This is a genomic window from Pseudomonas sp. G7(2022) (assembly GCF_052660475.1).
This window is the reverse complement of the sequence record NZ_CP109659.1, coordinates 2,861,113-2,875,253: the sequence shown is the minus strand read 5'-3', so window position 1 is coordinate 2,875,253 and position 14,141 is coordinate 2,861,113. Positions and strand designations below refer to the sequence as shown.

The 14,141-nt window shown below is 53.1% G+C and carries 18 protein-coding genes; 4 read left to right on the top strand and 14 right to left on the bottom strand.

Going from position 1 to position 14,141, the window contains the following annotated elements:
* The 3 genes from NE357_RS12985 to NE357_RS12975 all read right to left on the bottom strand — a co-directional run bounded on the left by NE357_RS12985 (position 1) and on the right by NE357_RS12975 (position 3,311).
* Positions 1-1,995 carry a phage terminase large subunit family protein gene (locus NE357_RS12985; protein ID WP_169430193.1) on the bottom strand — a complete coding sequence of 665 codons (1,995 nt, stop codon included), beginning with the start codon at positions 1,993-1,995 and terminating at the stop codon, positions 1-3.
* Between the two features lie 4 nt (positions 1,996-1,999).
* The gene (locus tag NE357_RS12980; RefSeq protein WP_169430192.1) at positions 2,000-2,569 is read right to left on the bottom strand and encodes a terminase small subunit; all 570 of its coding nucleotides are present in this window, start codon (positions 2,567-2,569) and stop codon (positions 2,000-2,002) included.
* A 421-nt stretch (positions 2,570-2,990) separates the two neighbouring features.
* The gene (locus tag NE357_RS12975; RefSeq protein WP_169430191.1) at positions 2,991-3,311 is read right to left on the bottom strand and encodes a phage holin family protein; all 321 of its coding nucleotides are present in this window, start codon (positions 3,309-3,311) and stop codon (positions 2,991-2,993) included.
* A gap of 360 nt (positions 3,312-3,671) precedes the next feature.
* Here NE357_RS12975 and NE357_RS12970 point away from each other — a divergent pair, with 360 nt between their 5' ends.
* Positions 3,672-5,276: an ATP-dependent nuclease gene (locus NE357_RS12970; RefSeq protein WP_169430190.1), complete on the top strand. Its 1,605-nt coding sequence runs from the start codon at positions 3,672-3,674 to the stop codon at positions 5,274-5,276.
* 46 nt (positions 5,277-5,322) lie between these two features.
* Here NE357_RS12970 and NE357_RS12965 read toward each other — a convergent pair whose 3' ends face one another.
* From NE357_RS12965 to NE357_RS12920, 10 genes are all read right to left on the bottom strand, one after another.
* Positions 5,323-5,712: an antiterminator Q family protein gene (locus tag NE357_RS12965; RefSeq protein WP_169430189.1), complete on the bottom strand. Its 390-nt coding sequence runs from the start codon at positions 5,710-5,712 to the stop codon at positions 5,323-5,325.
* A 302-nt stretch (positions 5,713-6,014) separates the two neighbouring features.
* A complete protein-coding gene (locus NE357_RS12960) occupies positions 6,015-7,322 on the bottom strand; it encodes a tyrosine-type recombinase/integrase (RefSeq protein ID WP_169430188.1) in 1,308 nt (435 codons plus the stop codon).
* Positions 7,319-7,621, bottom strand: a complete 303-nt coding sequence (locus NE357_RS12955; protein WP_169430187.1) for a nuclease domain-containing protein — start codon at positions 7,619-7,621, stop codon at positions 7,319-7,321. Before NE357_RS12955 ends, NE357_RS12960 begins: the two co-directional genes overlap by 4 nt.
* The gene (locus NE357_RS12950) at positions 7,612-7,821 is read right to left on the bottom strand and encodes a hypothetical protein (RefSeq protein ID WP_150775389.1); all 210 of its coding nucleotides are present in this window, start codon (positions 7,819-7,821) and stop codon (positions 7,612-7,614) included. The genes NE357_RS12955 and NE357_RS12950 overlap by 10 nt, the downstream gene beginning before the upstream one ends.
* A complete protein-coding gene (locus tag NE357_RS12945) occupies positions 7,814-8,485 on the bottom strand; it encodes a replication protein P (protein WP_169430186.1) in 672 nt (223 codons plus the stop codon). Before NE357_RS12945 ends, NE357_RS12950 begins: the two co-directional genes overlap by 8 nt.
* On the bottom strand, positions 8,482-9,258 hold the full coding sequence (locus NE357_RS12940; protein WP_169432631.1) for a helix-turn-helix domain-containing protein: 777 nt from the start codon (positions 9,256-9,258) through the stop codon (positions 8,482-8,484). The genes NE357_RS12945 and NE357_RS12940 overlap by 4 nt, the downstream gene beginning before the upstream one ends.
* A gap of 203 nt (positions 9,259-9,461) precedes the next feature.
* Positions 9,462-9,782: a hypothetical protein gene (locus NE357_RS12935; protein WP_169430185.1), complete on the bottom strand. Its 321-nt coding sequence runs from the start codon at positions 9,780-9,782 to the stop codon at positions 9,462-9,464.
* Complete coding sequence (locus tag NE357_RS12930; RefSeq protein WP_169430184.1) at positions 9,772-10,227, bottom strand: hypothetical protein; 456 nt, start codon at positions 10,225-10,227, stop codon at positions 9,772-9,774. The genes NE357_RS12935 and NE357_RS12930 overlap by 11 nt, the downstream gene beginning before the upstream one ends.
* A 41-nt stretch (positions 10,228-10,268) precedes the next feature.
* Positions 10,269-10,691: a phage regulatory CII family protein gene (locus NE357_RS12925; RefSeq protein WP_169430183.1), complete on the bottom strand. Its 423-nt coding sequence runs from the start codon at positions 10,689-10,691 to the stop codon at positions 10,269-10,271.
* 82 nt (positions 10,692-10,773) lie between these two features.
* Positions 10,774-10,953, bottom strand: a complete 180-nt coding sequence (locus tag NE357_RS12920) for a Cro/CI family transcriptional regulator (RefSeq protein WP_169430182.1) — start codon at positions 10,951-10,953, stop codon at positions 10,774-10,776.
* Positions 10,954-11,041: 88 nt separating this feature from the next.
* Here NE357_RS12920 and NE357_RS12915 point away from each other — a divergent pair, with 88 nt between their 5' ends.
* The 3 genes from NE357_RS12915 (at position 11,042) to NE357_RS12905 (ending at position 13,528) form a co-directional block, all read left to right on the top strand.
* Complete coding sequence (locus tag NE357_RS12915; RefSeq protein WP_150775393.1) at positions 11,042-11,890, top strand: S24 family peptidase; 849 nt, start codon at positions 11,042-11,044, stop codon at positions 11,888-11,890.
* Positions 11,891-12,009: 119 nt separating this feature from the next.
* Positions 12,010-12,870: a hypothetical protein gene (locus NE357_RS12910; RefSeq protein WP_169430181.1), complete on the top strand. Its 861-nt coding sequence runs from the start codon at positions 12,010-12,012 to the stop codon at positions 12,868-12,870.
* Positions 12,871-13,138: 268 nt separating this feature from the next.
* On the top strand, positions 13,139-13,528 hold the full coding sequence (locus NE357_RS12905) for a hypothetical protein (protein ID WP_169430180.1): 390 nt from the start codon (positions 13,139-13,141) through the stop codon (positions 13,526-13,528).
* Between the two features lie 58 nt (positions 13,529-13,586).
* On the opposite strand, the gene NE357_RS12900 is transcribed toward NE357_RS12905, so the two are convergent.
* Entirely contained in the window at positions 13,587-13,898 is a 312-nt protein-coding gene (locus NE357_RS12900) for a DUF1654 domain-containing protein (protein WP_169430179.1), read from the bottom strand.
* Between the last annotated feature and the right edge of the window lie 243 nt (positions 13,899-14,141).

Genomic DNA, 14,141 nt, shown 5'->3' with positions numbered 1-14,141 from the left:
TCAGCGTCTCTTCAGGTAGCCACTGGTGGAGCTGCGGCGTTGTGGGGGGGCCGTTGTCGGACGTGGTTTCACGGCGGGTTGCGGCGCCTGTGGTGCTGCCGGTGTTTCGACTGGCCGGCTGAGCCGCTCGCTCTGAACGGGTTGGCCACTATCGCCCGAAGCCGACTGGATGACCGCCTGCCGAATCCTCGCCCAATCGTGATCTTGGTAGCGATTGATGCCGAGGTAATGGGCCATGGCCAGGTTGTAAACCAACAGGTCGAGCGCTTCGTTGCGCTCGGACTTGCCCTTGGTCCATTCAATGCGTTTATGCCCCCTGACGTAACGGGTAACTTTGCGCTCAGCCACACACTGGGCGAAAAAGTCATCCGGCAGGTCGTTGGCAAAGTGCAGCGCTCCCGGGCCGGTGTCGAATGCATAGCGGTTGTAGATCCAGTCCTTCGCCGTGTCGGTACCGACAATCCATAGCTCGGCGCCATGCCGTTCAGTCAGTCCCTTCCATGTCACGTCGACCATCGAAGGTCGCTGCGCGATCACCGGCCGGCCCCGCTTGCTCGCCCCCTTGATGGCGAACACGCTGCGCCAGCGGCGCATACGACAGAACTGATAGACCTCATCCGTATGGTTACCACCGGAGTCGACCGCAGTCGCCATGATCATCAGCTCAGCACCACAAGGGTGTCGGTAACGGGCCTTGAGTAACTCATCCAGCGCCACCCAGGTGCGCTCATCGGCAGGGTCGCCGGAGATCACTTGAAAGTCGACCACCCAGCGCTCCATGCCAGCACCCCAACCCATCACCATCAGTTCCAGGCGGTTGGCTTGGGTGTCAACAGAAGCGGTCAGCATCAACACGCCGTCGGGCATTGAGCCAAGCCCGTAGCTTTCCAGCCGCGCCCGATCCTTCAGCACATCGGCCGAGGTTTGCTCCTGAGCGCTATCCCAGACCTTGGCCAGACGAGTGTTATAAAACACCTGCATCGGCTCCAGATCGCCTTTGGCCTGAGCCTTTTTAGCCTTCTCGAATTGCTTGGCCAACGAGGCCCAACCGGTCCATCCGGGCGGCGAGTACAACGCATTCAAGTTAAAACCAATGGTTTCGCCATCGCCTTGGGTGTGTGCTCGCCACTCCCCTTTCGCCAGCATTTCGCCCTTATAGCGCTCCTCGATCAGTACGTCGCAGTCGGGGCCGGCACACTGGTAATGCACAACCTGAAAATCCGCCGAGTAATGCAAACGCTCCCACTCCAGAACCTGCATGTGTTCACAGGTTGGGCACGGCACGTAGTAGTAACGCTGATCGCTGACCTCAAACAGATCAGCGATCCGGGACGCCCCCCTGACCGTCGGCGAACTGGAAAAGTAAAATTTTGCGTTACGGCCGAACGTACTGCCGCGAGTCTCGGCCAGTTCGACCGGGTCGCCCTCTTCGCCCACGTCGACACTCCAGCGATCAACCTCGTCGCCGTAGATGTAGCGTGCGGAAAGCTCCGCCAGGTTGGCCGCAGAACCGGCCGTGGTGATGTACAGCGAACCACCCTCGAACTCCTTCGTGTCCATGGTGTTGCGCGCATCTCGCGAGCGGTTGGACGCCACGCGCTCACGAAGCACCGGCGTCGCCTTGATGGTTTTACCAATCCGCGACGATACCCGCTTGGCCAACCCCAGGCTGGGCAACAACGTGAGGATGTTGGACGGTGCCATATGGATCAGCCCGCCGATCCAGTTCAAGGCGATCTGCGTTTTCATCAACTGCGAGGCCACCATGGTCACCACGCGCTTGCACGGGTGGGCAGGTGACAGACAGCGCATCGGCTCACGCGCATAAGGGGTGCGCGAAGTGTGGTATTGACCAGGCTCGGCCGCACCCGTGTCGCGCGGAATGCGCATGTACTCGTCGGCCCACTGATCAATCCAGACATCTGGCTCTGGTCGCTGCCCACGGAAATACGCTTCGCGGTACACCGTCGCACCGTTCGACATTTCTAAGGACATAGGTTTAGCTCGGGGTAATGGCTTGTTGTAGATCTGCTGCTGACAGCCGCTCAGCATCTTCCAGTGTTTGTCGTAAAGCCGACGTCAGACGCTTTTCGATTTGCCATGGATCAGACAGCGAGGCCAGCTCAGGCGCGAGCTGCGGAGCCATTCCAAGCAAAAGATCGCGCAGTAAGCGACCGGCGTTATAGGCCGCATCTTCGACCGCTTTGCGCTCTACCAAGGTGCCTTGGGCTTTAAGGAAGTTGTTTTTTTCCTGAAGCGACAGGTAGTGCTCACGAAGCGCGCGTGACTTTTGAAAGTCGGGTACCCCACCAGAGGGGTCATCTACAAAGTCTGCGATGACTATTTCCAGAGGTGGCTGATCATCCCGTTTCGGACGATTGCGCTCATGTCGAGCGGCGACGCCGGCCTTGCTCGGGTCGCTCGTCATGGCCAGAAGCCGCTCGCTGGCCTCTACATCAATCTTCCCGGCAGCATTCAGAACCAGTCGTTGACTCTTGACCAGCTTGCCAACGTACTGCCGAGACCACCCCTTCAGCTCGCAGTACTCCTTGCGAGTTACAAAAGCCATGCGGCCTCCATCGTCGTGGCTTGTTAAGCCTGTCAACTAACCCGGCTTAGTTGACAAGCCTTCTGACCATTGCGCCGGGGCTGCTGTTTAAGAAAATGAACAGTCATGAAAAAGCCTACAGCCCAATAGAACCGGGGGGGACTTCACTAAAAAACACTGTTTGGAACATGCGAACTCTGTCGCTGGAAACACAGAATTTCTTGTCAACCTGTCAACCGCTGTCAACTAACTTTCCAGCCCTGTGGCTAACGCTTTCCCGCGGGTTTCCGACCCCGTACCCTTCAGATAACCTCAGGGTCCCCGGCGATGTCAGCGCCAGGTCAGGTCGGGTCTCACTTTTGACAGACAACTCCTTCCCGTCATCGCCTATCACGCGGACCTGCATTGACCGATCTCCCTGGAGTATTTGATCGTCAGCGACCTACTCGTCGACTTGAATACCTGCCTTCTTTGCCAAGAACCGGGTGTACAAACCACCGGCTACATCGGCACCAATCACCGCAATGACGATGCCCAATCCAGCAGCCAGGTAGAGGTTGTTCCAGAGCGCCATCGCTAGCAGCAACGTCGCCATACCCAGCAGACCAGATGCGAGAAATCGCAAAGCCACTCGTTGCAGGATTTGCCGAAGAGCAAGGTCGCTTCCTGACGCCCTCAGCATTTCCCCCGACAGGCCCGCCATGCTCAGCAGGATCAAAAGCCAAAGGGGCACATCCGCGAGAGCTTGTTGCTCGGTGCTCATCTGTAGTCCTCGAATAGGTTCGGCCTCCATGTCACTGTCATCCGCGCAGGGCAAAGAGGCAGGCATGGGGCCGAAAACGATAAAGCCCCGCTCAATGGCGGGGCTTGTAAGTAGGTATAAAGAACCCGACTCATTGGCCGGGTTTCGAAAGCGTCTCGCTGCGTTCACAGCAGTTCACGCTGCTATAAAAACAAACCTATTCCGTGCGGAAAAGTGTTTTTTGTCTTCTTATCCGTATAAATCTCGATGGCAACAGAAGATTTTGTACCGCGAGGCGGATAGGCAAGCAAAAAACCACCTATAGGCTATCGTTGACTCCTGCATCGCACTTTTCTGTTTCCGTTTTGGCATGGAGGCAATATGAAAATCGTAAGCGTTAAAATTGAAAATTTCAGATCTATTGAAAATGCGCATTTGACCCTCTCCGACTTCAATATTTTGATAGGCCAAAACAACACAGGAAAAACCAATTTTTTTGAGGCAATAGCTTGGTTTTATACCGGCTCCGGTCTTACTAGCGATATGAAGTACCAGCGAGAGGCAGGGAGAGAGATCATTGTGAGCTTAGAGTTCTCAGGCGCTCAACATGGCGCCGAGAACATGATAAACGAAGCCAATCGGACAAAAATCCAGAACTTCCTATCTGGCGCAGATAACATAGTCGTTACAAGACAAAGTTCAGAGCCAAAAAAACGCGTAGTGGAAATCAATGGTGAAATCAAAAAAAACCCCACCGGATTTGACCCAGCCCTCAATGATTTCCTCCCTAAGTTTGAGTACATCCACACCCGCCAATATTATGAAGAATTCACAAAATATAACCAAAAAAGCGCTGTTGGAATTATGCTCTCATCTGTCATAGAAGAAATATTAAATGACGACCCAAAATACAAAATGTTTCGCAACACCTTCGACGACCTATTTAACGCCGAAGATTCTGCCGTTAATGCTCATTTCAAGGCTTTGGGACACTCCGTAAAAAGCCATCTCGAAAAGCAGTTCTCCGAGTGCTCCAAGGTTTACTTTGAAGTTCTATCCCCGGAGTTTAGCGATCTATTGAAGAAGTTCGAAACAGTTGTCGATGATGGGATCGAGACCTACGCAAGTGAAAAAGGAGACGGGATGCAGCGAGCATTGATGCTCGCAATCATCCAGGCATATGCCGACTATCGCAAAGCGAGAGAGGACGCGGGAAAATCCTTTTTATTCTTCATTGATGAAGCAGAATTGCACCTCCACCCCACGGCCCAAAGAAAGCTAAAAGATGTTTTATTAGAGCTGAGTTCAACCCTTGATCAAGTTGTGATCAGTACACACTCATCGGTCTTCGTCGCCGACTCAAGCAGTCGCGAGTCAGTATTCAAGACAGAAAAGCATGATTGCAAAACGGAAATCTTTAAAACAGACGAGAATGATAAGCCTTATATAATCTACGAATTACTCGGGGGCAGCCCCGCCGATCTGTTACTACCAAGAAATTTTCTGATTGTAGAAGGACCGAGTGAACTTGAACTTTTGACCCGTGTAATAAAGCGCCACTATAATAATCAACCTTCGATACAGATCATTTCTGCCGAAGGCGATACGCACCAAGCAAAACGTTCCATAAATGCAATATCAAAAGCTTACTCTCCAATGGGCACAAGCATTTACAACGAACGTACGATTATCTTATGCGACCAACCTACTGAAAAAGCAAGACCCGGATTTGAACAATTCATTGAGGGTCATATTGACTTACACCGCAGAAATCAAATAGTTGTACTTCCTTTTGGCAGCCTCGAAGAATGCTACCCCGATGAGCAGGGATGGAAACGAAGTGAAGAGCAAACCAAAGGAATGTCCGGCCACCAGAAAAAGCAACTCGCGAAGACTGTTGGCGATGAAATTTCCAAAGAGTCCTTTGAATCTAATATGCCTGCCTTGTTAGATGCTTTAACGAAGGCGTGGAACAACGCCTTTTAAGCACTCAGCCAGGGGGACTCAGAGTCCTCCTGGCATCGCGAAAATCTCAGGCTGCTGTACGCATTTCACCCACGGCACAATCCACCCAAGCCGCCCCTGCCCTAGCCAGCTCCCTCGCCTTACCCTCACTGATCCCATAATGCTTACCGACTTTTACCATTGCCCATTTGGCGCCGTAATAAAGCCAGATGATATCGCCCATTTGTTGATCCCGATGTGCGAGCCTGGCAACTGCATTGTCGATAGCAATCGCCCAGTCATCCGTGATGCAGTAGTTCTTGCTCGCAGACGGCTGGGCTACCGCTTGTCGCATCAGCGCTAAAGTCGGTGACGTGTAACCAGGAACACCCATTCCATCCATCCTCCACCAGCCCCACTGCTCAAGTAGGTATTCGGTGTCCCCCAATGGTCGGCCTGCTGGCTTACGAATCATCATTCTTTCAATCCCCTGTGTAATTTGTTCCGCCCGCTCCCAGGCGGTTCGATTGTTCGTATTGGCTCTGTGGTCCAGCCATGGGTGGCGAAACTTTCAGCGCGGAAATTTCACGCTGAGCGTGCTGCAGTTTGAAACTTAACTGAGTGACTAACTCGTCCGAAGAAAGCACCAGTTTGCTACCCCAAACAACCCAACCTGAGCCGTTGCAATCAGCACAAACCAGCTCATGAAATAGTCCTTTTACAACCGCTTTTCCCTTGCAGATCGAGCAAGGCTCGAGCTCGATCCGTTCCCGCTTAAAGCTAGACACTGGCCTTTTCTGCATGTTTTGAAACCTCGCCTATGGTTGTTTCTTCAGTGGCCTTGCGGGCCTTATGTTCTGTGGCTTGCAGCGAATTACCGGAATCTTCAAATCTAAAGCCGGTCAATCCGTGAATCGCTGCAAAGCCTTTCTGATCTAGATGCGCGTGCCACTGCTCGAGGGCATCACGCTTGCGGCTCATCACGTCCGACTGGATGTAAACCTTCACGTTGTGGCCCATCGCGTGGTTGATCAGCAGCTCACCAATCAGGTGATCGATGCCAAGGTCTGCCCAACCGGTGCGCGCCACCTTGCGCAGGTCGTGGCTGGTCCAATCGCCCTGCCCCAGTCGACGAAACACGGCGCAGCCCTGAGCCTCGCCCAGCGCCTTGCCATTACGTGCCGGGAACAGGCACTGGCCCTCATAGCCTCGAGCGTATTGGCCTTCTCGATACCGGGTCAGCAGCGTGCATACTTGCTCGGTCAGGGGCAGGTGATGCTCGACACCGGTTTTCGTATTCTCGGCCGGGATGAACCATTCGCGTTCGGCCAGGCTGATGTGCGACCAGCGCGCCATCCGGGTTTCACCGATCCGCGTGCCATGGCAGAGCATCATCAGTGCGAGCATCGAATCCAGCGGCGCGGTGCTCATGACTTCGGCCAGTTGCCCGAGCAGGCCTTCCAACTGAACGCCGCGCAGACGGGACGGCTTGATGCCGACCTTTGCCTTAGAGAAGTCGTTGAACCGGATCGCTGCCATCGGGTTGGGCGTGATCATCCCCAGCTTGGCCGCCTGCCGGAATGACAAGGCCAACAGCTGAAACGCGGAACGCACGTAGTCGATGGAAACCGTCTCCTGCAGCGGCCACATCAGCAGGGTGTCGAGAGCGGCCTTGTCGATGCCGATCAGGGGCAGCTCGCCGAGGCGCGGTTTCAGGTGGCACTTGATGATCGAGGCGCCGGTGTTTTTGCGTTTGGTCGACAGATTGCGATCGCGCGACATGCGATCAGCGAACCAGTCCAGCAGTTCGCCAACAGCGGTCCACTTCGACAGGCTCGCACCCTCCCCGGCGGCCAGACGCAGCCGAAGCGACGGCAGCGCCGCTACAACCTGTTTGTGAGTCAGCTCGGGGAACGTGCCGATGGGATTCCACTTGCCCTTCAACACCAGGTACCACGAGCCACCGGTTCGAGCCTTATTGAAGCGCAGGTACAGGCCCTTATTCTCGATGTCGCGTACGTCCTGTACGGTGCCGGCCACTTGGCGCTTGATCTCAGCTTCGGTGATCTTCACCGCGGCGGTACTCATGCGGCCCCCTTAACGGTGAGAATTCCAGTCCTGATCAGGGCTTCGTAGGTTTCGGCGATGGCGCGCGGCACGTCCTGCCAGTCGATCTCGCCGGCGGCGCGGCCGTCGATCACGTCGTGGCAAGCGGAGCACGCGTACACCGCCACGATGTCAAAGCCTTTCATGCCCATGCCCTTCCGCCCGCAAGGCAAATGCGCAAGGACGGTCGTTTCTGGATTGTGATTGCAGATGCCTGGCATCCGGACGGTGCACTCTTGGCCATTTGCCGAGGCGCGAAGCTTCTTCGAGCTCACTCGCATGAAGGCTTCCCCGTCACGACGTCAACGACTTCATAGGTCCCCGGCCACATCCACGAGCCATAACGCTTGGCCATGGCCTCGTCGGCAAACAGCGCCAGCGCGTGATCAGGTGGCGAACTCAAATCGACCTTGAACGAGCAGCAGAACACTGCGAAGCGATAGGTATCGATTTCGGGTACAGCAAGGCGACGGTCACACACGTTCTACCCTCCCCGCACGCATCGCGCGCAAGTTGGCCAAAGCGGTGTTACCCACTTCGGGGTTGCGATCAGGCTTAGGCGCAGCAAGTTCAGCAATAGGGATAGAGCCTAGGGGTTCACCCTTCCAGATCTTCCTGCACTGGGCCAAGTAGTGACGCTCGAAGCTCGCCAAACCAAGTTCACGCGAGAGCAATGGCAGGCCATGAAAACCAGCGGCCGCAGTAGCGTGGTAGACCGCAGCGTGCATCCACTTGGCCGAATCACGCATAGCGGGATGGCAGTTGCGAAGACCCTGGGCGTACGCCTTTTCGACGCTCGGCAATCCCAGCCCTTCAGGGGCAAAGCACCAGCTGACGAAAACCCCGGGCGCCGGAACAAATGCAGACTTACTCGCACTCAGGACGCGCATGCCGTGGTCGATTTGCTCCATCCGGTTGATCCCGGAGCGCATGAACTCGCCGAGCCATTCAAGCTTCGAGGCGTTCATCACGGCCTCAGTCGGCCAAGACTGGCGCCATGCGCCACAGGCACCGCGAAGACGCAGGAACAAATCGTCGATGACAGCTTTGGTCGATGGATCAACCTCGGCCACTACTGGGTCGGACGTCGGCTTGTAGGTAGGGTCGGTTCGCCGTTCGGCAATAAGATCGCGTGCAGATTTCATACCCGAACCCCCTTGGCAGTCCAGTCACCGGTCGCATCCATCTCTTCCTCAATGTCGCCGGACTTCACTGCGCGATCACGCTTGATCCACTTGGCAAGGCGGTGGCACCAGCCGGCGGCGTTGTCACGGGTATCGGGTTTGGCGATGAAGAAACCTTTGAACGAGTTAATCAACTCATCGGTAGCCGATGAGATCGGCAAGCACATCAGGCGAAGCTGGTCTTCCAACTGTTTAGCGCTGAACTCCCAGTCGGCAAACATCGAAAAGCGCTGGCGAGGATCTTCGAGAGCATCGAGAGCTTGTCGATCCTGATCATCGACCACGCCAGAAAACTCGCGCTGCAGCTGCTGTTCGGTTACCTGATGGTTAATTGACGTATTGGGTGCAGCCGCTGCACCCCGCTCTGTCGTAGATTGCACCCCGTTCTGTTGTGGATTGCACCCCGTGCCGTCATTTGCACCCCGTTCCGAACGGGGTGCAGCATTTGCACCCCGCAATATTTGAAGGTCGTAAACGACTGGGCGTCGGTCATGGCGATCAATGTGAACAGCAGCAATCGCCTGATTGCCCTGCTTGATCAGTCCCGACTTCTCCAAGTCATCTAACTTGTAACGCACGGTGCGCTCGGATAGACCGGTGTCCTGAGCCAGAGTGGAAGCTGACGGAAACGCGCCAGTGCCGTTCGATCCGGCATAGTTGGCCAGGCACAGCAGAACGTGCCGTGCGCTAGCATCCTTGAGAACTTGCGTGGGCAAAGACAGCGCCCATGACATTGCTTGAACGCTCACAGCGAGGCTCCGATATTCAATTCGGCAAAACGAGATAACGTGTGTCGCGACACTTTTTGCGATTGACCAAAACGTGTCGCAGGAATGGGGGGATTGCCGGGGGTGACGTTCGTGTTCATAATGTCCCTTCAAGTGTTTTATCGTTTTGAAAGAGCCGGGTTGCAGCCCGGCTTTTTTGTGCCTGCGATTCAGGCGTTATGGGTGTCCAGTGCATCCGTGGTAGCTTTTTTTTCCACACGAAAAGGTCCAAGGAGACCGGACATATGAAGCTGAAAACACTCAACTACCACTCCATCTGGTGGGATTTGGTAGAGCGATTCGAAAACGTTCTGCGTGAAAAGCCAGAAACCCGATGGCAAGGAATGAACAACTACGGCCAGCACTTTCGGCAGGCTTTTCAAAGTTTCAAGCTTTACTGCCTCGCCGAACGAATCGCGACCGACCCAAAATGCCCTTGGGGTCCCTTGTCGCACACAGATGCATTGCGGCTCGCTGTGCTTAACAAGCATCACTGGACTCTTGCTCAGGTTCGTGCTCTAGAAGCGGAAGAGGATTTTCTTTTTCTTCTTCAGCAGGAATTGATTGATCTAGTGCTGGAAGGCGAAGAAGAAGACCCGGTTCTGGAGCTGGTTCAGCAGAGAGGGGCTCTGAAGGATGACTTTGCGCCTCACTTGAAGTCCTTGAATCAATAAGCTGTCGTTGGCGGTTTGCTTGGTCCTGCCAGTCAGCCGCCTGTTGTTGATGCCAGGCAGCTTTCGCCTGATAAGTAATAAAGTCTCCCGACCAAATCACCACCGGGATATGTTCTCCATCGAGTACGGCGATGGCAGCGAGCAGATCCGAGGCCATCGCGCGTGGCGAGCCCGTTACTTGGCGACCGATAGCCTCAATCGCAATCTCTCTCTCGCGTACCGAAAGGGTCGGCCTTGAATATGTAGTGGTCTTTTCAATCATTGCTCTCTCCTCGCTCAGAAACTGACACTTGTGCCTGAGATTCAGGCCACCTTCAGCGATTCGCGCAGAACCTGCAGCGCATCGATTGCCTCAAGGATTGCTTTCTCGCCCTGGGCTTTTTCGTGCTGGCTGATGTGGTTGTCCGCCGCCGCATCGAAAATCAATCGACCAACATCGCCGCACTCGGCGGACAGGAGGCCCAGCGCAGCCATCAACGGCTTGGCAGCCGGCTTCTCACGAGCCACTAGGTCAAAACCGAATTGATCAGCGAGCGCTATCAGTGGGCGCATATCGCCGGTGTGCAGCAAAATCCCGAAAAGATGTTCAATGGTCAGGTGATGCGCCGCGTTGTCCGGGTTCGAGCGCTGGAGCAAGCTCACGTGTGCCATGCACATCTTCCCGGCCAACTCCTCTGCCCCACTTTCCTTGACGGTGGTGTGGCAAGCCCTCAAGAAATCCTCCATTCGTAAAACCTCAAATTTGTTTCCGTGGATGTCTGGCAGTGGCTCGGCGATCATTCGTTCAAGAGATCAACACCAGGATGATTTATGCTGCCGAATGCTTTTTGTCGGCCTTCAATTGGCCATTCGTTACCAGTTCAAGCTGGTACTGACGAAGCTCGGGAATTTCATCACCCCATTGCCTGACTGCCTCGTATGTAATTCCGAGCGCTTTGGCCAAAGGGGCAATCCCTTTAAAATGATTGATTGCGTCGGCACGGTTCATGGCTGACTCCTTTAGGTGCACGCCAATTCAAGCATGCTTGTGTTTACTAAGCAAGCATGCTTGGCAAGCTAACTTGTAGATTGCTCGCATGAAAATTACTGATCGGATTACGAAGCTCGTACTTTCGCGAAAGCCGGAAGTTGGAGCGCGTGGCTTCAAAAGGGATATAGCTAGCACCTGCGGTGTGAGCTATGAGGCTGTTCGTCAGTGGTTTGCAGGCGACACAGGCAACATCAAGAATGAAAACCTAATTGCTATTGCTGAGGGTTACGACACCACAGTGGACTGGCTTCTGTCCGGCAAGGGGGAGCCTCCAAGTCGGAAAGATATGGTTCCATCGAAGGTCGATAGCAAATCATCCGCCGACCTCGTCAGGCAGATGCTCGCGAAACATGGCAACGGGCTGTCTGAAGACGCCCGCCAACGCATAGCTGATGCAGTTGAAGAAACCGCAATAGAGTCGAAGTCAACGAATGTGGTTACCGGGGACTTTTCTCGTCCCGGCCTAGTCGGTGACGAGGTGTGGATTGCGCATTACGACATCCGCGCAGCAATGGGTGGTGGCCAGATCGCTCACGACTTTCCGGAAACATTCCAAGACGTCCGAGTCAGCCCCAAGCACTTACGCGAGCTCGGGGTTGAATTTGCTGAGCACTTCCACCTTAAGATGGTGACCGGCTGGGGTCAGTCGATGGAGCCGACGATCAAACACCGCGATCCGCTGATCGTCGACGTCAGCATTCGGGAATTCGTTGGTGATGGGATCTACCTGTTTTCGTGGGATGACCACATTTACATCAAACGGCTGCAAGTCGCCGATGAGGATCACTTCGAAATGATTTCCGATAACACCAGGCACAAGGATCGAATGATCAGACGTGACTTGACTTTCATCCAGGCGCGCGTGCTTCTCGTTTGGAACGCTAACTTAGTTTGAATCTCTCAACGGGATTCTAACTTCCTAACAGTATCGTGAAAGCTAATATTAATGGGGACTAGTGACATGGATGTTTACATGGTAGCGAGCTCCGACTTGAGGCAAACTAGGGGCATCCGATGGACGATAAAGTAGTCACAGAATTTACAATATCCTACGACGCTAAGGGTCAGTTAGCTCATCACCAAATAAGTGCTAAGGACTTAGGAAGCGCCATCCTTGGCATGGACGAACTAATTACAAAATCGGCAAAAATTGTGAGCAACGGCTCTTCCGAAGCAAATCTGAGTGTAGTAGCACCCGCAAAAAAAGGGTCCCTAGAGATTATTTACTCTATATTTGCAGACCCTCTTACAACTAATACTGTATTAAAATCCATAGGCATAATCGGCGGCGCGGCTGTTGCAGCTAGCGCATCGGCAATCGGAATAATCGATCGCATAAAAGATAAAAAAATTGAAAAAGTCGTTATTAATGCGAGAAAGAAGACAGCTGTCATCACCGTCGATGGAAAAGAAATCGAAACGTCAAGCGATGTGGCACAGCTAGTTTCAAGTAAAGAGATCCGTCAGGCGCTTCACAAGGTTATCCAAGGTCCATTGCAAGGTAAAGACAGCCCAAAGGTTTCTTTCAGGGCTCAAGGTAGCATTACCACTTTACAAGAAGCTGAAATAGTCAATTTTAAACCTATAAAAGCTGACCTGACCGAAAAAGTAAACGTAGATAGCTTTAGAAAAAACATACAGTTCACAAAACTGAATTTCAAAGGTAAACGCGGCTGGAGTATCGCAAGCAAGGATGGCTTTGAGGCTACTGTAACTATCCAAGACGAAGAATTCATGTTGAAGGTCGCCGATAACGAGGAGGCATTCCTTAAAGATAAATTCTACATGGTGAAAATAGAGAAAAAAGAGATCGTTGACCTTAGTGGCACAAGGACGACTTATGCTATAGTTAAAGTTTACGGCGAAGTTAACTAGCCCTCCGAGGTCAGCCTATGTGGACTTATGATTTAATATTACAGGCGCTCGGATGGATCATCTTGATCTCTGGCTTTCCGCTGATATTCATTTATGTCCGAAAAATAACTAGACACTTTTCATATCTTCTTTTTCCGAGAGATATGCTAATCCAATACATTTCAGAAGACGACGAGGTTGAGAGTTATTTACTGAAGCAGTCGATCATCAGAAAAAAACGACTAATCAGGCTCACACAAAAGCAAGCGGAATCTTTAGGGGGCAGCCTGTGAAAAACAATATGTTCATGGCTTTAGCCACTAGCCTCCTCAATGCACTGGCATTGGTTTTGACGCCGATCATAACCACAGTGGAAGCGAAACAAGGTTTAATGGCACTTACAGGGATACTCAGCCCCTTCGTTTCAATCTGGCTACTTAAAATTTATATAAGAGCAGATGACCCCCCAGAGCTAACTCGTAAAATAGCAGCACTCAAAGCGTCGATCAAAATCTGTAAAGAACATCTGAAAGATACAGAAGCAAACGATGCGTTTAAAAAACGTACGCGTTCGCAAATGGAAAAACTCCAATACGCACTTCAAACCGTGCGGAATGACCATGGCAAGTCTCAAGATTACTCGCTTAGCGAGATTCAGCCACCCACGTCGGATAGGTAATAGCTGAGGCCCGCTAAAAAATTCAAAGCCCGCCATCAGCGGGCTTTTTATTGCCTGATCAGAAAGGAGCCAGCTCCTCAAGTTCTTCTGTAACCGCCACTGGCCGATTTTCCACGGCGTTCGCCTCCCAATTCAATGTCACCGATTCATCGTCGTTGAACGTCATGTCGATGCCGTCGGTTTCCAATATCAACCTCATTACCTCCTCCCACTCGCGATCTCCGTCAGTATCCAGGCGATGGATGGTCACCCATCGCTGAAGCTGGGCGATGGGGTGGTTGATCATTTCGGAAACTCGAATTCCTAGCCTCTCTAGTCCTCTCGCCTCTTGACGTACTCCGTTAGCCGAACCTTCATTCCCTTTCGCCATGCTGCCCTCCAAACGAATACTGTATATGCATACAGTACAAAAAATTAGCACAAGCTTGCTTGCATTCAAATGACAAGCATGCTTTTATTTATGCAAGCCGACTTGTACCTCGAACACTAGTGCAACAGGCAGGACGAAAATTCCAATGCTCTTTAACAAACCGCGCAACAAATAACAGACCGTATTGCCTCTACCGGCGACCGGCGAGCAGACAGGCCCGAAAGCCTGCCAACGACAGGAACA